Genomic DNA, 23,427 nt, shown 5'->3' with positions numbered 1-23,427 from the left:
TTATATCAGCCGAGAAAATTAATAGTTATTCGTAATATGGTGATTATAACCTAATTAGGGAAGATGGACAATAGGAAGGCTATAGCATTTCGCGGAGGGGAGCAGTCATAGGGCCTAGCTAACAGTTGAACGTTGTTGAAATTTAAATCTAAAGTGTGGATGGACTCCACTCTAACGTGAAGCTGTGATGTCTACATGCATGTACTCTGTAAGAATCAATGTGATATCCACCATCACTTTGCTCCATATTAGTGTCATTTTATGTTCATATCCGCGAGTGGAATAATCTATAGTTAAACTTTCCGTAGATCTGTACTGCTGGATTATTTTAATATCATTTTGCTTGAGCGTTTTCTTCAGATCAACCATTTCGACAGTGATCCTTCTCTGAATCGTGGACAGATGATCCACATAAGCTGCCTTCATTTTTAACGTTGAAGAGGATATTCTTTTTTTATCCTCCTCGATCGTATCCATTAAGAAGGGGATTTCTACGTGTCTCTTTACTAAAGCTAATTCTTCAGAAGTCTGTTTCAAAGTCAGGCCCTCCTTCATTAAGTCGAACGGAAAGCAGCTTATCAAAATCTATCCAATCATAACCCTGTTCTAATTCAATCTTAATTCGTTTTCCAGTGTTACTTACAGACGTAACTATCCCTTGTATAAATGTACTGCCAGTTTTGTTAAACACTTCGAGGGTAGCCTCCAACGTATAATTAAGAGACATCCGTAAGTTCTGTCCAATGATCTCTCGTTCATCTTCGTGTAATAGAGGTTTATCTACATATTGTTTTTCGGCAAGGTGTTCATTGATTCGCTCTTTATGCTGCGGCAACATCATCCGATTAGATTCCCATAATCCGTTAGCTACCAGTTTTTTGCTCATTTGTAGTGGCCTCCAATTTTATTTGATCTATCGATTGCCTGCCCAGCTGCAGTAATAGAACTTGCTCGTAGTATGGCAATGTCGCCAAATCTATCTTTGATGTCATCCATAACTCGATCAATCGCCCTTTTCTGCTCTTGATCGTCGAATAAAGATAACTGGTATGTGTCCGCATTAGATAAGTCAGAGAGTGATACGCTGACACGACGAACGGGCTGTCCGTCCCAGTGATGATGAAATAGCTTCTTAGCAACCTCACACACATCCACGGTTATGTTTGTGGGGTCAGGTAACTTAATCTGTCTGTGAAACCCCGTTGGCCGATCGAAGTCTGCTCCAGTGGAGCTCACAGCAACTACGCTACCCATCAGCCCTTTTTTGCGAGCTCTTCTGCATACTTCTGTACAAATATCTTGAATGACCACGTCAATCTCCCATGCTTCCTTATAATCTCTTGGAAGAGTCATGCCATTCCCGATATCCTTTTGGACGCTATGTGTTGAGACAGATACCGGACTTTCGTCTAAACCGTTGGCTACCCGCCAAATGACCTCCCCATTAACCCCCCACTTGCTTCTTAGCTTGGATAATGGTGTAGTGGCAAGATCTTCTATTGTCCGGATACCCATTTTCCAAAGATGTTTTTCCATCCTCGATCCAATTCCCCACATTTCACGTATAGGTTTATGCCCAATATGTTTATGTAGTTCTTCTTTGCTTAAATAGAATACGCCACCATCAATTTTTTTGGCGATCATATCACAACAAAGCTTACTCATCACTTTGTTGGTAGAAATACCTGCTCTGGCATATACGCCGGTCTCATTAAGGATTTTGGCTTGAATTTGTTTGGCCAGGTCTATGGGGTCGTTACCAAACAGATGCAGTGATCCAGTCACGTCCGTAAATAATTCATCTATGCTGTAGGGTTCCACCAGGTCAGTAAACTCCTCAATAATGGACATAATTTGAGTTGAAACCTCGATATACTCCTGCATATGGGGTCGCACGACAATCAATTCCGGGCATTTTTGAAATGCCTGCCATAGTGGTTCAGCTGTAGATACCCCTTTTGCTTTAGCCAGTGGACATGCAGCAAGTATAATACCAGAACGTCTTGCCGGATCACCAGCTACGGCTAAGGGTTTGTTTTTATATTGGGGCATCTTTGCCTTTTCAACTGAAGCATAGAAGCTTTGCATGTCAATAAGCATGATTGTTCGCTGTTTAGCCACCATTGATATCACTCCCGTACATTTAAGAACTTATGTTTCTATATATTATAAACCGAACATACGTTCCTTATGCAAGAGGTAAATTTTTATATTGGATAATTGGGCTAAGGGAGTGGGATCAATATACATGACTCATGCACTCACATAGAATGTTTAAGCAAATGAGTTTTTATATATCTTTTGAATATGGTCCCAGGGAAAATGACATAAGAAAGAACCAGCTCTAAGGAATACGGAGCTGGTTATCTTTCATAGATATTCTCGGAGGAGTCTTAGGACCCTTCAAGTACTTTATCTTCAATGACAGGGGCAGGGATTTCTTTAATCTCGACAGATTCTTCCGGAGCAAGGCTTTGGATCTTCACGGGCATGGAATCCAAATATTTGTACTCCTCTTGTTTGGTAGAACTACCGACTACATTACCGCTTTTGTCTTTCACGTAAATTACTCGTTTCGAGGGTAGACCGGTACTTTCATCAATAGTCACAATTTCTTTGTGATAGTCGTCTTCTGAAACAGCTATCTGTTCGTTACTTCCTGCAGCAGACAGGGACTGTGTACCAGCGTTCTCAAGTACTGTCCAATCTTGACTTTGTAATTCTTCTTTTGCATTCTCCAGTAGGGAGATTTGAAGTAATTTTTCATTCTCAGCAGCTAAGTTCTCCGGCATGGTCCACGTATTCCCAACCAATTTACCGGTCTCGAAATCACGCCCATAAGAAGTGATTTTTTTCCCGCCGTCTTCAATAATGAGTTTGTTATGAAGCTGATTATCTCGGTATTCTTCAGTGATTTCAATCAGGTTTTCGCGATCACGGATACGAACGATGTAAGATCCGTCCTCGAGCGTTTCTTTAATATATTCCACTTTGCTTTGAGTCGCTTTGTTTGCTGCGCTTACAACATCACTTTGAGCGCTGACTACAGTTGGTTTGTTTAAGTACATATAGCCACTTACTGTTACAGCTACCAGTGGTAATGTAAGTATAGAAACCATTGTCTTTTTCTTCACAGGTTGAGTCCTCCTCTTGGTTATCCTTTTATATCCATGACGCATTATTCGGCTTTTAAGTTCCAACCATTTACAAATCCATTATCAAAATATCCTGATGAATTAGAACCGCCTTGGAAATCTTGTACTCTCCACGCATTCGGATTACAGGTAGATGCCATCAGTTCAGCATCAAAGGATTGTAAATAATAATCCGAAGTAAATCCTTTAGTAACCCCGCTCAGATTACTGCAGTCAGATGAGAACATTTGAGTCGATCTACTCGTTTTTGCTACAGCAGTGTAATGATAGTTGAAAACTGTTGGCCCTGTTGTATTGTAATATGCAGCCCATCCTAACGCCGCGTTAGCGTAATATCCAATACTGGAATCAGGGTAATAATTACGCATCCATTCAAAACTATCTGCTGTTGTCGAACCACAAGCACCAGAAGGACAATAACTCACAAGATCTGTTCCTTTACTCACCTGGCCAATAATTGGATAGGAAGTACCAGCACCACTTCGGATGTTCAATCCAGAGGATTTCACATCATACACGTAAGTCTTTTTGTCGTATGAAGCTAAGGCATCAATGGTACTAGTTGGAACATAAAATGATACGATTGCGAAAACGAATAAGACGAGATACTTTGTACAAACGCTACTCCATTTTACCACAAATAATAACCTCCTCCAATTTTTATACAATTATATGTTACCATATCCAACCAAAATAAATGTTACAATTTGTAATTATTTATATATAATTGTATGAAGAGTTGGGAAGTTCAATTGAGATGTGAATCATAACTTAGAATCGGATTGCCTAATGAGAGTTGAAGCTTTAAACAGACTCTAAAACGATCGATTACTTAGAGAGAAATACGTTGAAGAAGGTTGGGGATCTGTCATGCATACCTCTATGTAGTGAGTGTTCATTTTATTATTGGGGGGACAATCGCAATATCCTGAAACAGTAAAAAAACCCTTCCGACTTCTTGTGGGAAGCGAAAGGGCTACTAGTTATCACTAAACAAATGCAGATTTCATAGGCTACAGCTTCCCGTACTACTCAAAGAAACAGTGCAGCGATGTATATTGTGGCGTACTACTCTGCTTATCCTTCTGCAGGATGAGGTACAGATCTAAGAGTGCATTATCCTCCCCAGCAATGATTCTCTGATTCATCATTTTTAATAGCAGTTGATGTATTGGTTCATGTACATCTGCTCGTATGTCAGACTCCTGTTCATTTAATGCTGTACGATTAGCCTGGAAGAAAACATCTTCGTACCGGTAAACAATCATCCGGAGTATTTCTGCTTGTTCTTGCAGATAATCTGATGAAAAGAGCAACCGGAATAGTTTAGAATCATCCATAGGATGTCCGGCCATGTCTAACCAGGCTTGTACCCCTTTAAAGGTGATCTCGAAATTCATCATGAAGAAAGAATCAGAGCGTTCCGCAATTTGAGCATTCATCAATATTTCCCCTTTATATAATCTATATTGGATACCAGGAGTGCATCCTTCCCAGTAGAGTCAATCGTAACCGTTACGGCATTTGGAATATCCTTCATAAAGATTCTCGGAGGGTTAAGATCTCCCCCATACCCTAAGTTTACCACACGATTATAGTTTTCCAAATTGACAATCGTTTTGCCGGTATCCGGATCTCTAAACGGGCTGCTGGAGTTCCCCATAGTCGAGGGGGTTCCGTAATATTGCCTTAAACCAAACGTAATAGTTATGGAGTCAATCAAGCCATTGTATACACCTCCATTGTCCCCACCAAAGCCCCCAAAACCAATATTCTCAAAGGGTAGCCCTGTTGCTGGATCAATTCCCCGGTTCATATCGAGAGCGACCAGGTTCTGAGAACGCATAATGGACTTGAGTTTATTCGCATACTGGCTATCCGTTGCATAGCCGGCACGCTGCAACTCATTGGCAAAAGCGAATGGATTCTCCATCTTCAATGCTTTTTTATATCGGCTGTTCTTCAGCAAGAATGCGGAGTGGTCCGCAAAGGAAGCTAATGGGCTACTATAGCTGCGGAACTTCGCTTGAATCTGTACGCTGATTCCGCCAATCTCTTCATGCGTGGTGGCTGTACAGGTAGGCCCCTTCCAGCTCTTATTTGCCTTTATTCCGAACATATTATTACAGATGGACCGTTTTCCGTACCCAGACTCTAACGCTGCCTGAGCAAGTGATATACTGGCAGGTACACCACTTCTACGTTCTTCCTCTTGTGCTGCTGAGGCATAAGCAATAAAGAACGGATTGGTGAGATTGCCAATCTCTGAAGGGATCTGAACGGGAGGGGCTTCTGGGGTAGGTTCAGATACTTCACTGCCATCCGGTAGAATGGCTTGAATCGTGTTGATCCCCCCATTCACCAGTTCCCGTATATAGATTGTCCCCTGATCTGTAAATGTTGGAGCTGCAGATTCCATAAACACATTATTAATGTATAAGATCTTATTCGATTCAAATGAGGCACCAGCTTCTGCATCCACGCCCGTCCATTTAATTTTCTTGGCCACATCGAATGCTTCTATACTTGCGGTTTCCGTCAGTTTTGACATCAACATGACAAAAGGTTTAGGATCAATAGCTTCTTGTCCTTCAGGTATCATCTCGAAATGGAGATGGGGACCGGTGGATCGACCCGTATTTCCTGATAGACCAATAACGTCTCCTACACTCACATATTGTCCTGGTGTAACAAGGGCTTCACTCAAATGCAAATACCGGCTGCTCATACCTATTTGAGGATTCGTACTTTGAACGGTAACGTAGATCCCTGCATTCTGTGTGCTGGCCGGATCAGTGCTCCGGGGATAACTTACTTTGGTAACTACCCCTTCAAATGAATTCGTGACCGGGGTACCTTCCGGGATACCGATATCTATACCTTTGTGAAAGGATTGAGCCTCCCCCGTAACGGGGTGTTTCCGAGTTCCATAGTCACTGGTGATGGATTGTTCAAAATTACGGACATAAATGGTTGGGGGGAGGATCCCCTCAAAGATCTGAGTCTCCCCCGCTACTTCTTCGGCAGATGATACGGCTGCGGCGATCAAGTAGAACATACCGAATACACCGATTAAACAAAGGCTGACAATCCAAAAGACGGGGGACTTGAGTATCCCCTTAGTTACCAAATCCTTCACTTTTTTCTGAACTTTCTGCTTAACCTTTCGCTTCAAGTGCTCTTTGAGCATGTCCGCTGTATTACCAGTACTGGGTAACAGTGTGATCACGTCCTCAAAATAACTAGATTAACTTGTAGAACCGGAGTTGTTCTGCTGGCTAATTGTCTGCTTCCTAGCAGTACGTGCCTTGTTTTGTACTTTCTTCGATAGACTCTCAGCAGCATTGCTGACTGTAGCAACCTGACGAGAACGCTGCATCGTTTTAAGATGTTTAAGTTCATCTTGCAATCCACTGCTGACTTCGGTGGATATTTTCTCTTTCATTTTGATCGCTACCTGTTGGTTGGTTTCCGTATTGATTTCTAACCGGAGATCATCTGCGTTCATGACGGTCTTCAGTTTTTGTTTGGAGTCATCCATTTGAGCTTTCAATGCTTTGTTATTAAAGTTGACTGACTTAGGACTCATCTTCGTATCCATGGTCGGTTTAACATTCAGTAATACGGCTGCCTTCTGATCCAGCGTTTGCGTTTGGCTCGCAATACGGCTATCCGGCATAGGTGGCATTTTAGATAAAACAGCTTTTGTGTTAACTGGGGCAGCTGTACGTACTTGAGGTCCGGGAGCTACGATGCCATCTTTAGGTGCGTTGATTTTACTGAACGCTTCGTTAGCTTTAAGCAGCTGCATTTTGTATTTTTTAAATTCATCCATACCTTCGAATTTAGAGGCAATGGAAATCCGTCCGGAACGGACGAGCATGGTGTCATTAATCATCTGATTCGTTTTCAAGCCGGATGCTTTAAATCGCGAATCCATTTCTTTTACGAAATCCGTATGTTGAACGGGCTGATCTGTCATATTGGCTGTATCTACTGCTTGTTTATAATCCACTTTATACCGGTCAAAGAGTTGGATCATTGTAAAGTCATCGACTGCTGTTTGCAGCTTCCGATTACGATTCAATGTCTTCGCTCTTTCCATCTGATCTACAGCACGTTTAGGACGTTGGACCATGAATGTAGATGCCTGACGAATGGCATTTTCGTTCCCATAAATCGTAGCAGCCACTTCCTGGTCATTCATGCCTTCATGCACACCTTGGGTTAAAATAGCCTGTTTGACATTGCCACCATCATCCTTGATGTCTTTAAGACGTCCCTTCTCTTCTTTCCATTCTTTGTCCATACCGCGGAAGGGACTTGTGGTGCCATTGCGTAAGTTGTCGTTAACCTTCTGAACAAACGGGGTGTACTGTGCAGGCTCGCCGTATTCAGTAGCAATCTCTTCAGAAGCCTGCTTTTCCCGTTGATAACGGAGCATCATACTTGCTGACGTTGCATCGTTTAGGTTGTTGTCTGCTTTCGTAATTGAGCTAGGGTTAAAGCTACGTGGAACCCCCTCGTGTTCTCTCCGGTTAAACAAACCGCTTACTTTATTGGTAGCGCCATTGTATAGGGAACGTGTGATATTTCGTTGTACACTATCCACGATCGTTGATTTAGGTTTTGGCATTGCGGGAATAACACCTGTTGCTTTGCTGAATACACTCGTAATTTCATCACGATATTTAAACACGAGGAATACCGCTATAGCTTCAAATATCATTCCAGTGAACCAACCCCTACCTCCCTTCACCGCCACAGCTTCATAGACCAAATGACCAAATACAAGCGAGAAATTGAAGAATATCATGGTCATCGTTGTCATCATGAGTAAACCAATGAGCTTGATGAACTGACTTCGTATTACGGAAAAGCCTGCTTCACGCCCTGGGAAGAGTGCACCAAGCAAGGTGATAGACATGAATGAAGAGTGAATCAATGTTTTAAATCTCATGAAAATCGTTGCAATGGCCCAAAAACAGAAGAAACCCAAAATAAACAATGAAAATGCGAGATTTACTAAGACAATAATCATTTGAGAAGCAGATCGCTCTTGTTCAACTTTTGGATACTTTGTAGCGGCTTCTTTCAGAGCGTCTTCCCGTTCATCCGAGAAGGAGTCAGTGGTGAGCACCTTGTCCAGGACTTGGGGGTCCTTCTCTGCAATTTGACTGTCATCGAATTGCAACATGGTATACGGACGAATCACCAGCTCCTGCCACACTTGCTCCGAGATGACCGTAACTCCTTCTTTTGAATCTGTTTTAAGTCCAGTCGTCTTGGCGAGAGAGATATAAATGGTATTTCCTATATCCCCTACAAGACTATTAGCAAACTTAAGGAAGGGGCCCGCATTAGCAAAAAACGCGAGGGAGATGACTAATGCCATAACAAACGTAAATGCCTGTGAGTAACCATCCAAGAAACGACCTCTCACCATCAATATGGCAACATAACACCCGGTGATTGTGGCAAGCATTCCTCCCAAGCTATCCCAAAAACTCCCTTTATTGATGCTGCCTCCGTTAATGCCGGTTACACTTTTAATAATGTCTGCTACGGCGTCAATGAGCTGGTCCATTAGACTGAAAGTAAAAGCTTCTCTGGCAATAAAGTTGAAGAATCTAGCGATTTGCACATTCGCAAGAAATAACATGGACAAGCCATGGTCAAAAGCGCGAACAATCCCGTCCTGAGCTTTGTCACCCACTTGCCAGAAGTGACGATCTTTAGCGACGGTTTGAAAAGAATAATGCGAAACACCGTATTTGTTATAGTTGGTATTGGCTGTATCGTCTTTGGGGATCATCTCATCGAGAGAGTCTGCATATGCTACGTGACTAGTAAGAATACTCCCCAAAAGCATAAATACAACTAAACATAGTGTCATCCATCTTCGACCTTGATTGGGCTGATTAAGCTGGTTCTTTATCCGTTGTATCATCATCCAAGGAGTCCCCCTCCTTGCTATATTGTTCTTCATAATAGTTTTGGAAATTTTGAAGAACTGAGAACTCGTTTTCCTCTTCTTCCTCATTCACAGCAGCATCCGACTCTGCAGGTGGCCGTGTATCGAAGCAATCAAATAGGTGCTGGAATACCACATCGATGTAAACAAGTCCGATACGACCATACAAATCTTGCATCAGACATTGACCGTTTTCCAAGTTCTTGATCATATCCATATTCTGCTGGGTATGCTCCAAGCCAAAATACGAAAGTGTATTTTTGATCTTTGTATTGTCCTGATCGCGGAAAGCGAACTTAATCCCGATGTTACCTGCCAAGTCTCCTGCCATATCCGTCGCATTTTGAGTGATGAAAACGGCACCACCGTTTAATGAACGACCTGTACGAACAATCATATCAGCGAGAGCTTTACCCGCTTGTGTGCCAAGTAAGGCCCAAGCTTCATCCATCAAGACAAATTTAAAGATTGAGATGTTGTGATAGATAAACTTATGGGCGAATCGTGCAATCGCAAACATGAGTGCAACGCTCATTTTTTCGTCCAATGAGTAGTTATCCGGAGACTTCTCGGGGGATGGCATCTTCAGGTTTTGAATTTGTAATATATTAATTGCATAATCCAATTTGATAGTTGCTTCTCCACCAGTACCGAATAACAACTTAGCGAAAGATAACGTTTCAAAACTTTCAAGAATTTCAGCTAGTACTTTTGCTGGCGGTCGCGTCAATCCCATTTCATAGAGTACGGGGATGGCCTTAGCTAAATAAGGATCTGAACCACTGGCCACCTTATTTACTGCTTGGGAGATGTAACTGTACTCCACGCTATTGGTTTTAGTAGATGATAAGTACGCAAGAATCTCAACAGATGCTTCTTTCGCAGTTTCAATATCATCTAGCATGACAAACGGGTCTAGTTTACCCATGTCTTCTTTGGCAGAAGACAATGTAGCTACTTGAATCTGTCCAGCCAGTTCAGGAAGAGCATCCGGCCAATTGGACCGCTCGCCTTTCGGATCAAAAATAAGCGTTTTACCACCAAGGACAGCCGCATTTTGATAGCCTAGTAGGTTTGCTGCCATCGATTTACCACCGCCAAGTGTTCCGGTAAGAGACATACTCGGACTGCGGTTCTCCTGACTGGCGTTCGCTGGATCAAGATAGACAGGACGGTCAAGTGGACCTGTAGTACCGATGTAAAGCCCTTTCCCATCTCCCAGTTCTTGCGTAGCACCCACCATACCGGATGCTAACATTTCTGGGGGGATCCGCTGAATGTAATCTGACACATACCGAGGAGATCCTGGTATAAAATCATTAAATAGGAGCCACTGATCTCCACTGGGTAGCTCAACATGAATGTTTCCAAAGTCTCTATAGTGATCTTGTAGGATGGATATATTACTTTTGAGTAGATCCAGGTTTGTGTGATAAAGCCCATAGGTTACATGAGTGATGAATGTTGGATTTTTCCGTTTCTTATACTCATCCTCTAGATACATGGCATTTTCTTGTTTCTCCTGCAGGTCCATGGGCACACTAGCGTTGGCTTCTTGAATGTTTTTGACCTGGTTATCTATATCCATTCGTTTACGTGCCAGTTTTTTGAGTGCGTCGCGTGCTTCCAGAACGTCGACCTTAATACTCATCGAGACAGGGAATGGAAGTGTAGCTGCACTATATAGCCATTCAGAACCCGGCATGTCCAAATTATCTGGTAACTCAGAGAGCGCTAAGTATGCATGATAAATTTGCTTATCTGTACCTTCATGTAATTGTGTAATCCCCACTCGTCGTGGATGAGATGTATCAATATCAGCTTCCGTGAGAGTCAGTACTTGCCTAGAATCGTAGAAGAATGAAGGTTTACCGGCTTTTTTGCCTTTGGTCTTTTTAGGAGACCAGTTTTCATTTTCCGTAGAACGTAGAGGTGGATCAGCAATACCCCACCAGAAGTTCCTCTTAATTAGCCACTCCGTTGTTTGTTCTGTTCCTCTTTTGACTTTCATCCTACGAGATAGGCGATCAAAGATCTGTCTCTCTTTTACCTGATAACTTTGAAATTCGTGTTCAAAGATCTCAGGTTCATTCAGTCCAGATAGGTTTTCGATGGCTCTTTTCGGGTGAAGTACTAATTTTTTCATCTCCGTTACCATGGAGCCAAGCTGGTCTACCAGATCTTTTGAGTCACTTTTGGGGAGATAAACAACCAGAAATGCTTTGTAATCGGCATTGTTCACCCCTTCAACAGAGTTGTAGTTGGAACTGAGATAATCTTCCATCTGATAAATAATGCCGATTGAATTCTTCTTAAGGGGGCCAGATACTCTTTTCTGCCGAAGTCTTTCATGGTGCTGATGTATGTCATGCGTTTTAGGAAGCCATAAGATATGAAACTTATCGGTTAACATACCGAGTGAAGCTGTTTGAGTGATAAGACGGTCAATTTTTTGCTGATCACTAAGATGGTCGTATATATACGGGTTGAGCTCATAGATGGCCCATACTTCTTTATTGTGATTGAATATTAGATTCTGCTCGAAGTAAGCAATAGGAAATTCAATTTTTACTTTGCTCGGTTTTTTCTGTACTTCCCCAAGTGTTGCCAAGCTTTTCCCTCCTTGTGAAAGAAAAGAGTGTGCCTAAGCACTCTCTCTTCTTTTTCTGTATGCGATTTTACTGGTATACACGTAGCGCTTGTTGTGCTCAACTTTACGGTACCTATGTAAATGCTTTGGACGTAACCAATAGAAGATCATGCCCAGCAGCCATTTATGTGGGGCCTTGCCGTCGAGTTTTTGTTTAGCAATTAACCAGGCAGAGATTCCGGGTAGAAAAGCATACGTATACACACCTGGTATAAAGAATAAGATTTTTCCTAACAGCGACCAAAAGATGAAGCATGCAACAAAAATCCCAACTAACCTTAAGTTTGCCGGTATGGGAAGTTTCTTCCCTTCAATCGCATATATGACCCAATCTAAATTCCATATCTTCGTGTAATTCGAGACAGTAATTCTGGGAGACTCTTTTTTATCACTCATTGTGGCTTAACCGAAAACAGCTTTCCAAAGTGTATTGGCTAGATTTTTCATTTCAGTCCAGTTCAGAATCATAGCTATTACTAGAATGATTCCAACGAAGCTAAGCAGTTTCATCCAATCTCTTGTGAAAAAAAGAACAAGGCACTTATTAGAATAAAACCTGGGATTAATGCTCCAAGGTTCGTTTGTAACCATGTATTGGCTTTAACACCTGGATCACTCGCAAACACGGGCAATGCAAACATCAGACTTGAAAAAATGATTAATGAAACACGTGTTAACAGTTTTTTATTTAAGCGCATGAAATTTGCTCCTCTCGACTATTCAGTTGATGTGGTTGGATCTGAAGTTGAGGTTCCATTAGTGGTATCCTCTTCAAAAATTTCGTTTACTGTAGTTTGTTTATCTTGTCGATCGTTCTGATCGCCAATTGAAATGACATACATACGGTTATCTTTTTCGATTACATTCAGGATCCATAAGTTTGTGAAAATTTCTCCGATATCGTTCTTCACGAGCACTGATGCTTCGATTCGTAAATAGGATGGTAAAGTCTCTGTACCTTTCATTTGGTACACTGACACATTCTCCACCTTATTCATCTCAAATTCAGATGCAGTTAGTTGTGAAGGTGCATTTTTGATATCGTCGTAGAAGTATTTGATTTGACTCACATTTCCTTCAAAGTACGAGCTAAGGAAACTGTTAGCCAATTCAGAGGCTCGTTCAATCTGTTCCGTATCTGAGATAAACACACCTTGCTCAGATGGTACGGATTCTCCTTTTTGCTGATTTGCTACAAAGCGCGGGTAGTTATCAATAACAAAACCTTTGGGGGTAGCAGATACAGGAACCACTATATAAGTCTGTTTGATCACCTTTCCTTTTTTATCCTTTGTTGCGACTGATTCAGAAGCGGAATCAAGGTCCACCTCACGACGAACATTTAATGTAATCTCAAATGAAGCTTCGTTAATTTGGCTTGTGTCATAAACCTCAACGGATTGTACATGGGATGTACCCTTAACCTCATAAGGTTTTAATCCAGCATCTGCATCGATCCCACTTATGAATTTTTTGAGTCTTTCGGTACGATTATTTACATCGTTAATTGACCATGTGAAATATTCAGTAGCAAAATCACTCGCAAACCCTTTTATCCCATCTGTGATCGCGGGCTCACTGGAACCCATGTTTGTAACCTTTTCGATTACCCTTGTACCTTGTGTGAATGAAACGACACCTTTAAAGATGATAAATAGAACAAACATCCAAAATACGAATCGAATGAAGGCTTTACCCGAAGTGCGTTTAGGTGAACTAGGTTTAATCGACTTATCTTTAGCCTTCTTCACCTTAGGGGAATCATTTTTTAAATCGTCATCATCAGATTCATGTGACTTCTTTTTTTTAAGAAAACCCAATGGAGTAGCACCTTCCTAACTATTAACGATTTTTGTTGCTCTTGTTGTTTCTGTTCCCTGTTGATAGAACACTGACTAGAAAAACACCGACCCCCAATAGTATGAGTGCATGTTTCGTATCAAATTCCATGAACCACTTTCCGGTACTCTTGAGTTTATCCATTATCCCAGGAACGGTACCCACGACCACCTCAGTAGCTTGATCAATCACCTTCTCCACTTTTTCATGTGATTCATCTCGATTGGATTCTTTCGGTGGGGTTGGTTCAGATTCTTCAACCTTCGCAGGTGGCGGGACTGCTTCCGGCACAGGTGTATTGTGAGTGCTCGGTGTGCGTATTAATAGCACTGCAGCTGTCAAAATGACGAGTAGGCTGATACTGATCAATACGATGTTCTTGTTTTTGTTCAATAGAATATCACCCCCATTCCATCTTATTAGTTAATCAATCAATATACTAACATAATAATTAATTGATTAATATACTAAAATAGCTTATGGTTTCATGCTTAATTCCATTGTGAGAAATACAAAAAGCTTCTGCATTGTGTTGGTGCTTCAGGTTATTGGGATGGGATGATTAAGGTGATGAAGTAAAAAGCAAATGGAATCTACTTTTTACATGTTTACGCGTGGATATTGTTTATGAGGGGATTTATGAAAAGTAAAAAATTAAAGGCCTCTCCCCTACTAGGGAAAGGCCAGACAGATATTTTTCAAATTTCATTACAAATGCGGGTTGGATTAACTAAGGCTATTGAGATGTTGAAAAAGTTGAATACGCAGATATGACATCTCCGATGTTTCTTCCAGTTAAAACTCTGCTGTTTAAACCGAATACGGTTTGAGCTGCATTTTCGATATTAGTAAGACGCTTGTTATAGATTGCATTGGGAACAATAAATGAGATGATGCCGTCACGGATGATTTTGTTAGATGTAAGTTTCATCACATCTCGATAACGTTCTAACTTTTTCTCGATAGAAACCTGATCCGTGTGAAATGGTGATCGTTGAATTGGCTCGGTGGAACGATCCAGTTCAACGAAAAACACTTGCTGTCCAATTCTCAACACAGCATCGGGTCGAATTGATATCGTATCATTGTCGCTATACACGGATAAAGACGGATACCAATCCCAGTCATGATATTGCTTTAAGTCTGAGTCTTGATTCATCCACTTGTAACGTAAATCTAAATATACCTTACCTAACTCCCAGAAGTGATCCTTTTTTGCACGTTCCATATCAAGATCATTTTTAGAAAGACGATTCTCCTCTAAGATCCCTTTTTTGATTTCGACTATTTTAAGACCACGGCTGCTTAGATAATACCATGTTTCTCCTAAGATCTTCGAAGTTCTCCTATGTGAAGGTTTATCAGATGAATTAGGGTCGTAAGTAGAGTACTCCAGTAATCCACGATCTTTGAAACGTTTTACTGTCCTTCTAAGCCTCGTTATAGCTCTGTTTTCATTTTTTTGTTCCAGTTCCTTTTTTTCTTGCTCTGATGCGCTGGCATATTCGGGATAATGATATTCAGGTGTATCTAAAAAATAGGTACTTAACAGGGTTTGCTGTGGCATACATCGACACATGTACAAATCAGTGAGCATCTCCCAATCTCTGTCGGTAAGAAGATCAATAGTCTCTCCAAGGGTATATTCGGATGAGTCTTTTTTCCTTTTTCTTTCGGCTGAACTATCTGATTTAATTTTACTCTTGCTAGTGGTCATTGCCTCTCCTTTCCTAAACCTTGAATCTGAGCCATGAGTGGTTTGGGTTGATTGGATTGTATTATACGGTGTTAGTCGCGATTTGTTCAAGTTATCAATTCCTGATACAGCAATACTTTGAGAGTTAAACTACCTAAGTTATTACTTCAGCTAATTTATTGACATAGAAACATTTGAATATCATTACGTACGATATTTTTAAAGTACGACATAAAGCATTACAAAATTCCTTACTATAATTGTGACATAAACAGACTGTAAAATGAATTAGTATGCTCTTCTCCTGATATGGATGGACAGGTTCAGGTATAGCTGTATATATCCGAATTAATACAGTTTTCAGGTCAGCGGATAAATCCGGATATCTACGGATTTATCCGTGTATTCAATTCGCTATTATAATTAAATTATAATTCAATGTATATAAAGTAATAATCCGGTTGCTACTCAATTACATACAAGGTTGACTCCGATTATAAAAGAATATAAACTGATGAAGTGATGTGATAACTACAAGAGGTTTATTAAGGAGGAATTTTATATGACGAAGAAATACACAATGTCTGTAGGGAATGATATAGGCAATAGTGAAGCAGATGTTTATATTGATGGTAAGTTGGTAAGACAACCAAATGTCTTTTCTTCAATTGGACAACTCCCTTGGAAAGACGATGATATCGATGTACAGAAAAATCTAAAAAACATATTTGATAATTTGGTTGTATCTATTATCTCTCCAGCTGTTCCTACAGGAATGTACACCATTGGAAATCATGCTCTAAAGACGAATGGGGAAAATGTAACCAGTCTATACGTTAAAGGAAACGGATCGAAGGCCGATCAACTTGTACCATACATAAATACCTTGGCACTAATTGCAGCAAGAGCCGTACAAAAAGCGTACAGTGAAGGTGACAACCTTAACGAGGCGATTGAAGTAGAAGCTGATATGGCAGCTGCATTACCAGTTAAACAATGTTCACCTACGAATAGCATGAAATTACGTCAAAAATTTATGTTGGGTTCTCATCTCGTAACTGTACATTTAGGTCTTACAAAGAGCGTTACTGTTAAGATTCAATTTCATTATGTACATGTTTTACAAGAGGGGACCGCTGTTGTTTTTGCTCTTCAAATGAACTCAAATGGCGACTGGAGAACAACTTCGTATAATACAGACGAAGTTGAAACTGAAGATACCAATCTTCCTGGTATGTTTGATGAGTTTGCAGAAATATATAAACTCGGAGACATTGATGGAGGTTACTTCGAAGGGAAAAACATAATGCACATCGATATGGGTGACGGTACTGCTGATACCCCTTTTACACGAGGCGATGCCGTTGACAACGATTTTGGAGATGGCATTAATAACGGGGTTGGACATGCAATTACTGCTGCGATTCCGGATCTTCTTACTTTGGCACCTCATGCTTTCAATTCAATTACACGTCAACAATATAGTGAAATCCTTAAGAGCCAACTTTCAAATAAAAAACATAAGTTTCTAAATGAAGCTTTACAGGCGTTTAATCCTCACTGTGATAATCAAGCTAATCAAATTTTACACCACTCAAACGATCAAATTCTAAAGATTGGAGCAAACGAGATTGATATTGTAGTAGCGTATGGTGGTGGTAGCATTCTAATGAAACCGATGATCTATGAAAAGTTGAAGGCTATTTGCGACAACACCAGAATACATCTTTTCTATGTTCCTGCGGAATATGCTGTCACTTTGAATGGTGAAGGACTTGATTATTTTGTGAAAAGCCCAATTTATGAGGCTCTAAAAATGAAATTCTTATCTTCTCCTGAGTATGTCTCAATGAAGAAAGTAGAAGAAAATAAGAAATCAACTGTAAAACAAGCTGCTAGTACAAAGGAATAACTAAATTCATATTATCCTGATTAGGAAGGAGGTATTTACTTGTGAGAAAAACTGATGCACAGAGAGGGAAAGCGGCGGTGCTAAAGTTAAAAGAAGACGAAGAGCAACTTGTGCTAGATTGGATAAATGCACAGTCCGTCTATGCAGATTCAATGAGGTATCTAATCCAAAAGGAAATCGCTGAGAATGGCATAAGGAATCTACAACTTTATATTCCCAGGATACGGGATATTGAAACTATAAAGACGTTGCTTCCTTCAGATAGCGTTAGACCAACAACCATGAGTGCACCGACTTCAGCTGTAAAATCTTACGAAGAGAAACCAACTGAAGTAATCGTGAAGAAGGAGACAAATAGTACTACTAGGGACCAGATTCCCCCTCTTTCTGTTCCGCTCCATCCAGGTGTAACCATTGGAGAGACTGAGAATAAATCTGATCTTGGCAGTAGACTTGTTTCAGATTCTAACGTTAGCATTGTGAAATCAGAATCAGTTACAGATACTCAATCAACAAGTAAGCCGGCTAATCCTTCCCCGGGAAGAAAAGCTAAGAAAACATTCGATCAGAGTACTATCAGCTCATATCAATAAACATAAAGTTAATAGCATTATTAACTGTCCTAAGGCGATCTACTCCAGATTATTATGCTGGAACGAGGTCGCCTGTTTTTTTTATTAATTTCATTTTTAGTGCCTGATTGATAAGTGAATAGACAAGCAGCTAATTCTTCAGCTTTATTGAGAGCAAAGTGAGTGTTCATACCAGTTCATCTAGATAGATTTATTCTGTCTAATGTCCTAGGGCTACTGGGAGGATAATTATATTGACTCAACTATTGGTCAACACTCATGCGATATTGACTGACTATAGCAGGCCCCCTACTCGGGTAATCTGTCCTACCTATTGGAATCCTCAGATTTGATGAAACTCAGCGCCAACATCTTCCCCATCTTTTGAATTCTGATAATCACATCACAATTTACCTCTATTAGTAATAGCAGCTCCTCCATAATTGATGTTGTATCCGCTGCACGAACTACGTTTATACCAACCTTATTAGGACGTCCTAGAAAATTCTCAAGATTGTGTTCCCCATCCCTATCTCAGATGAAACAACCGACAGGACTCCAGTGACATCTGCTAAACACTACATGATGTACAAAAACTCCTTGTCTGACTCATTTTTATTTGGCCAGAGATTTGTTCATCGCACTTCTCTCTTTAGCGAATCGGTTTACCTGATGGTGAGAAGAGAACTAACTTGATCTGTCCTCATGAAAAGCCAAATAAATCAAGAGGATATGCCCCTTCTTTATTTGATCTTCAGATCTCTGACTGGTTAGAAAAGGGCAGCATTATTAATTCGTTTTTTGAGGCATTGAAGGTCATTTAGTAATGTTCAGCTGTCTCCTCTCACCTCATTAAAAGTAAAATATTCTGGTGATGCTAAATTGGAGTTATCAAAAGTTCCTCATCTAACCCATATGTAATCTTTCATAAGATCAGTGTACGGTATTGCAGAATCGTCTGTGGGTATGCGTTATCTAATTACCATTATCAGTATATAGAGGATCAAATGAGCTTTTAAGTTGTCTTGACCGTACAAAAGTCGATTGGATATTTTCTTTCATGCTGATTCTAGTTGTTAGCTATCTTTGATTCCATTGTTTTGTGATCCTCAGCAAGGTGTTTTTTGTTCTGGCATTTGGTGACAATATGATTTCTTAATTCGCTGGTACTCTTCTCAAAAATCTCCAGGTCAAAATCTGTCTGCTAATAAAGTGAATGTTACATGGTACATTTGTGAATGAGTAATACATTAATTAGTATTCAATTTTAATAGAATACTAACTTAATTATAATTGAATACTGCCTTTGTTGTTATCCAGTCATGTAAATTCCTGAATGAATGATGTTTATTCAGCTTTATTCAGTCGATTTGATATTCGGATTAGTACGAATATATCCAGATTAATACGTGCTAATACGATTAAATACGTATTTCTGAGAGTTTGTTGCGAGTAAATGGTTATATTCAGGTTTACCCTCTCTTTGCCGGGACTGAATTAATACGAGTTAATCCGAATCTATACGTATGAATCAAGATTAATCCGAATTAAAATTAAGTGTGTAAAGCTGTATAAACGTTGCTTATTCAGTTATAATGAGTGTAATAGGGTTTCAATTTGATTGAAGCGGGTGGTAATAGTGAAGGATATCGATGAGGTGCTTACAAAAGAAGAGATTGAAGAAGCAAAAAGAGACGAAATGAGAGAATTACTTATAGAAGCCTTTGATGACAAGTCACTATTGTATGAGATTTATAAAAAAAGAGGTTGGTTAGATCGTTTGTTCACGGATAAGATTCTTTCTATGGATAGAGAAGCCTTATACACCTCGAACCAAGTTGCAGATTTGTGTGAGACACACAACTACGTAATAAAAAATAAAAGACGAGAGTTGCTAGAATATGTGAATCCAACTCAAATGGGCGAAGGAAACAGTAAAACATACAAACATAACTATATTTCTGTGTTTAAAATGAAAATGATCCATGGACTTACGGGAGAAGGGTCCGAGTACACTCTGCCACAGCTGAAAGAGATCATTACTGGTACTGTTGCTAGAACATCATCAACTCAACAAGGTGAAAACAACAATAATGAACTTTTACTTCAAATCTACAAAAAACTAGAAAGATTTGAGCAGTTCGAGGAGATGATAAAATCAAACGAATTTTTTGAGGACATTGAAAAAAAGGTGAGGTCATCTTCTGAAAAATACTTGTTGGCTGACGCAAACAAAGACCAGGAAGCAAAAGAAGCTGCTGTAGATATATACGAAAGAATAGTATCACCTAATACTTCAATAGCTGATAAAGAACTTATTTGGATTGAATACAATAGTTTAGAAAACAAGTATCCTAATCATGCTTATACAATTAGACTATATAAAACTGCTGCAGAGGAAAAAATTATAAGATTTAAACAAGATGAAAAAGAATTACAGATCCTTGATCTCAAGCAAAAGGTTAATAATCTATTTGAAGAATACGACACAGCTAGAAATGAATCTGAAAGAGAGACAGTCAGAGCTAAAATTCGTAATGTGGCCAGTGATCATCCGGAACTTAGTTTCGAAATTAGAATGTGGTTATCTACGGCTGGTCAACAAAAAAAAGGCTTTTTTAAACGCTTTTTTTCTTCAAACTAATGAAAAGCAGTTCTCTCAAAAGGGAGACTGCTTTTTTTGTGCCAAATTTACAAACATGATACCGTCAAAATAATCATGACACCTTAACCCTTATATAGTAATATATTAATCAATATATAAGTGAGTGGGGGAAATAGTTTGAAATACATTGGTTTGGTCTTTGGAGGTATCTTATCTGCAATCGGTCATATGATTGGCTTTGTTTTCAAAAACATATACATATCAGTCCGTAGATTTTCGATGGATCCTGCTAATAAAAATTCACTATGGAACGCGCAAGCGGTTCTATTTCTAGCAATATTACTATTATGTTTCTTTTGGCTGGTAGCTAAATACCAGGATCTCTGGTACGGATCATCTCCAGTTTTTTATAGAGCGATCCCATTGTTGTTGTCGTGTTTTCTCGGGCACATAATATATTCAAGTCCTTTGATGTTCAGAAACGCTTATGCTAAGCCAATTATTCAAACATTTCTTAATACCTTAAGTGCTCTCGCATTAGGTCATATACTAATTAAGTTTCTACCTAGTGGAATAGGAATATTAATTGCTTTCATTACAGTAATCACCGTAACCATATTTACGTTGTACTTTATGCTGAAAGTTAAGATTAATCGGACAATATTCACCAAGTTAACTTCACTAGTGGAAGGAGTAGAAGTACGGAAAGTTCCGGTTAAACAAGAAGGTTCATTGTTAAATATGATTCTAAGAAAAGATAAAGTTACTAAAGAAGAACTGTATGAATTCGATGGAATTGATCTAAATGCAAAGGGATGTTTATCGCATCTTCGATATTATTCTGAAGAATGTACTTTAGAATTGTTTTATACTCAGCCGACTAAAGAGAGACAAAGTCAGTTAGTCACTTTAACTCGAAAGGATAGGGCTCAACATGGTCAAACCTTAGGTGGTACCGGGTCTGGTAAAACATTACTAGCAACGACCCTGATCGTTCAAGACTTGCTCAACGACTACATAGGGACCACGATCATAGAACCTAAAGGTTCACTTATAAATAATTTAGCAAATTTCATGGATAGAATCGGTAGACCTTACCACAGATTAGATGCTGAATATGAATTCACAAGTTGTCTTAACCCTATGTATGTTCCAGAGGGATCCGACATAGAACCAATGATTGAAGCAAACGTATCTGCATATCATGGATATCTAGGTGCCGATGCAGTTCAATACTTTAAGAGTAGAACAACACAATTACTACGTGTTTGTATGAAAGCTTTAAAATTCGTTTATGGGAATGATTGTACTTATAATGAACTAGATCGGCTGGTACAGCCTATGAATGATGATTTTAGAGTTGAAGTACTATCAGAGATTAGCCGGTTAGGCCTTGAAAGCCAGGTACCATTATTAAGAGAATATACTCGTAATATGGCAGGTAGTCAGAAAATGCAGGAACACGCCCAGCAAACCTACTCGAACTTATATGACTACTTAACTGAACTTACGAGTAATAAGTATATTCAACGTATTTTTTGTGGACCATCAACCTTCAACTTAGATGAGGCATTAGAGCGCGGTGAAGTCATCCTAGTCAATGGAGCGTACGGTACTCTTCAAACACTGACTTACACAGTAGGACGGTTATTCTTGAACTTACTACGAGCTAGCACATTTAGAAGAAATCTAAAAGGAGAAATTAGAGCTCATCAACTAAGAGTAGATGAAATTGAGATGTTTGCGGATGAAGAATTTAGCACCTTTATGGAGATGGCTCGTGAATTTGAAGTTTTTGTTGATGTAATACATCAGGGAAATGAACAGCTGACAGATGTTAGTAAACGATTAGGTGCCATGGTCAAGCAGAACGCTGTGCAGAAGTTTATCTTAGCTGGTTTAGAGAATGAAGATGCAGACTACGTAGCAGATATGATAGGTGAGAAATTTGTAATCGGACAAAGTAGTGGGACAGATGAAATGTCCACAAGTGGTTTCAAAACCCAAATTAAAGAGGAGAAAAGGTACATCGTTGAACCAACAACGATTAAATCTTTGAGGGGTTTTAACACTGAAACAGGAGAAGCTGGCGAGGTATTATTTAGAGGAGTTCACAATAATGAACGCTTGGATCCGGTTATAGGGATACTATTACCGTTACCAAAAGTATTATTTAGTAAACTTTCAACTACGGAGAATTTAGTTGAAGAGGAAGAGGACAAAGATGTCAGTGAACCTGACTCCAATGCAATGGTTGTGATACAAGAAACTGATCACGATGCAAAAACTGATAAATTAACCAAAATTAAAGAAAAGGCCGCAGCACAAAAAGGGATTATGCAGCAGAATGAAAATATTGAGATAACAAGGGAGGGGCATATCTTAGAGGAAAATGAGAAACCATTAGTGGTAAGGAATACATTTTGGGACAGTCCTGCAGAAGAGCCAGTTCAAATAGAAGAAGAGATAATAAAAGAGCCAGAACAAATACACCCGCAATCAAAGGTGAAATTTGCTCCAGCTTCAATAGATGAAACAACTTTAAGATTAGCTGAAAGAATTAGACAAACTGCTGAGGATAAACGTTCGAACAAAGGGAGTAGTGAATCGGAGTAAAACTCCGATTCACTACTCCCATTTTTCTTCGTTAAGAGTTAAGAATATGTCGTTATACTCACTAAAGCAAACTTTACCTAATGGAGTTAAACTATAAAGTTTCTGACGTCCACTTGAGCTATAAGAAACTAAGCCTAGTGACTCAACCCAGACCAGGGCTGCGTTCAATTCACCTCTACGAACGCGAGCATTTAATGAAAGATCTTCTTTATTATAGTCTTGTTTTGATAGGGTTTGAATTATAAGCTTAGTAGCATTAGGGAGTTTCGAAATCATATCTTTAAGATAAACATGAAGTGGAGAATTTAAATCATAATTGTTTTCTGAGCCGGCCATAATAACAACCCTTTCTATTCATAAATATTATAACTCATATATTAACACATATTCTAATTAAACAATATATAT

At 39.6% G+C, this 23,427-nt stretch carries 19 protein-coding genes; 4 read left to right on the top strand and 15 right to left on the bottom strand.

Annotated elements, in window-relative coordinates:
* Positions 1 to 171 precede the first annotated feature (171 nt).
* The 14 genes from P364_RS0131120 to P364_RS0131050 all read right to left on the bottom strand — a co-directional run bounded on the left by P364_RS0131120 (position 172) and on the right by P364_RS0131050 (position 15,335).
* The gene (locus P364_RS0131120; RefSeq protein WP_024633914.1) at positions 172 to 537 is read right to left on the bottom strand and encodes a hypothetical protein; all 366 of its coding nucleotides are present in this window, start codon (positions 535 to 537) and stop codon (positions 172 to 174) included.
* Positions 521 to 886, bottom strand: a complete 366-nt coding sequence (locus P364_RS0131115; RefSeq protein WP_024633913.1) for a YolD-like family protein — start codon at positions 884 to 886, stop codon at positions 521 to 523. The genes P364_RS0131120 and P364_RS0131115 overlap by 17 nt, the downstream gene beginning before the upstream one ends.
* Positions 883 to 2,124 carry a DNA polymerase IV gene (locus tag P364_RS0131110; RefSeq protein ID WP_029881442.1) on the bottom strand — a complete coding sequence of 414 codons (1,242 nt, stop codon included), beginning with the start codon at positions 2,122 to 2,124 and terminating at the stop codon, positions 883 to 885. Before P364_RS0131110 ends, P364_RS0131115 begins: the two co-directional genes overlap by 4 nt.
* Positions 2,125 to 2,393: 269 nt before the next feature.
* On the bottom strand, positions 2,394 to 3,134 hold the full coding sequence (locus P364_RS0131105) for a hypothetical protein (RefSeq protein WP_024633911.1): 741 nt from the start codon (positions 3,132 to 3,134) through the stop codon (positions 2,394 to 2,396).
* 44 nt (positions 3,135 to 3,178) lie between these two features.
* A complete protein-coding gene (locus tag P364_RS0131100; protein WP_024633910.1) occupies positions 3,179 to 3,793 on the bottom strand; it encodes an SH3 domain-containing protein in 615 nt (204 codons plus the stop codon).
* Between the two features lie 390 nt (positions 3,794 to 4,183).
* Positions 4,184 to 4,597, bottom strand: coding sequence for a hypothetical protein (locus P364_RS0131095; RefSeq protein ID WP_024633909.1), 414 nt, complete (start codon positions 4,595 to 4,597; stop codon positions 4,184 to 4,186).
* A complete protein-coding gene (locus tag P364_RS36425; RefSeq protein WP_024633908.1) occupies positions 4,597 to 6,384 on the bottom strand; it encodes a glucosaminidase domain-containing protein in 1,788 nt (595 codons plus the stop codon). The genes P364_RS0131095 and P364_RS36425 overlap by 1 nt, the downstream gene beginning before the upstream one ends.
* A gap of 18 nt (positions 6,385 to 6,402) precedes the next feature.
* The gene (locus P364_RS0131085; protein WP_024633907.1) at positions 6,403 to 9,108 is read right to left on the bottom strand and encodes a CD3337/EF1877 family mobilome membrane protein; all 2,706 of its coding nucleotides are present in this window, start codon (positions 9,106 to 9,108) and stop codon (positions 6,403 to 6,405) included.
* Positions 9,077 to 11,740 carry an ATP-binding protein gene (locus P364_RS0131080; protein WP_024633906.1) on the bottom strand — a complete coding sequence of 888 codons (2,664 nt, stop codon included), beginning with the start codon at positions 11,738 to 11,740 and terminating at the stop codon, positions 9,077 to 9,079. Before P364_RS0131080 ends, P364_RS0131085 begins: the two co-directional genes overlap by 32 nt.
* Before the next feature lie 33 nt (positions 11,741 to 11,773).
* Positions 11,774 to 12,175, bottom strand: coding sequence for a TcpE family conjugal transfer membrane protein (locus P364_RS36420; protein ID WP_024633905.1), 402 nt, complete (start codon positions 12,173 to 12,175; stop codon positions 11,774 to 11,776).
* A 110-nt stretch (positions 12,176 to 12,285) separates the two neighbouring features.
* The gene (locus tag P364_RS0131065) at positions 12,286 to 12,477 is read right to left on the bottom strand and encodes a hypothetical protein (protein ID WP_024633904.1); all 192 of its coding nucleotides are present in this window, start codon (positions 12,475 to 12,477) and stop codon (positions 12,286 to 12,288) included.
* 18 nt (positions 12,478 to 12,495) lie between these two features.
* Positions 12,496 to 13,599, bottom strand: a complete 1,104-nt coding sequence (locus tag P364_RS0131060; RefSeq protein WP_024633903.1) for a conjugal transfer protein — start codon at positions 13,597 to 13,599, stop codon at positions 12,496 to 12,498.
* A 22-nt stretch (positions 13,600 to 13,621) separates the two neighbouring features.
* On the bottom strand, positions 13,622 to 14,011 hold the full coding sequence (locus P364_RS0131055) for a hypothetical protein (RefSeq protein ID WP_024633902.1): 390 nt from the start codon (positions 14,009 to 14,011) through the stop codon (positions 13,622 to 13,624).
* A 343-nt stretch (positions 14,012 to 14,354) separates the two neighbouring features.
* Positions 14,355 to 15,335, bottom strand: coding sequence for a replication-relaxation family protein (locus P364_RS0131050; protein ID WP_024633901.1), 981 nt, complete (start codon positions 15,333 to 15,335; stop codon positions 14,355 to 14,357).
* Between the two features lie 541 nt (positions 15,336 to 15,876).
* On the opposite strand from P364_RS0131050, the gene P364_RS0131045 reads away from it, so the two are divergent.
* From P364_RS0131045 to P364_RS0131030, 4 genes are all read left to right on the top strand, one after another.
* Entirely contained in the window at positions 15,877 to 17,226 is a 1,350-nt protein-coding gene (locus P364_RS0131045; protein ID WP_024633900.1) for a hypothetical protein, read from the top strand.
* Between the two features lie 41 nt (positions 17,227 to 17,267).
* On the top strand, positions 17,268 to 17,819 hold the full coding sequence (locus tag P364_RS35765) for a hypothetical protein (protein WP_024633899.1): 552 nt from the start codon (positions 17,268 to 17,270) through the stop codon (positions 17,817 to 17,819).
* A gap of 1,618 nt (positions 17,820 to 19,437) precedes the next feature.
* Positions 19,438 to 20,442 carry a hypothetical protein gene (locus tag P364_RS0131035; RefSeq protein WP_024633898.1) on the top strand — a complete coding sequence of 335 codons (1,005 nt, stop codon included), beginning with the start codon at positions 19,438 to 19,440 and terminating at the stop codon, positions 20,440 to 20,442.
* Between the two features lie 138 nt (positions 20,443 to 20,580).
* Positions 20,581 to 23,019, top strand: coding sequence for a type IV secretory system conjugative DNA transfer family protein (locus P364_RS0131030; protein WP_024633897.1), 2,439 nt, complete (start codon positions 20,581 to 20,583; stop codon positions 23,017 to 23,019).
* Positions 23,020 to 23,031: 12 nt separating this feature from the next.
* On the opposite strand, the gene P364_RS0131025 is transcribed toward P364_RS0131030, so the two are convergent.
* Positions 23,032 to 23,355: a hypothetical protein gene (locus tag P364_RS0131025; RefSeq protein ID WP_024633896.1), complete on the bottom strand. Its 324-nt coding sequence runs from the start codon at positions 23,353 to 23,355 to the stop codon at positions 23,032 to 23,034.
* Between the last annotated feature and the right edge of the window lie 72 nt (positions 23,356 to 23,427).

It is taken from the genome of Paenibacillus sp. MAEPY2 (assembly GCF_000499205.1).
GTDB lineage: Bacteria > Bacillota > Bacilli > Paenibacillales > Paenibacillaceae > Paenibacillus > Paenibacillus vandeheii.
Note: the sequence above shows the minus strand (reverse complement) of the source record. Positions and strands in the feature narration are given on the sequence as shown.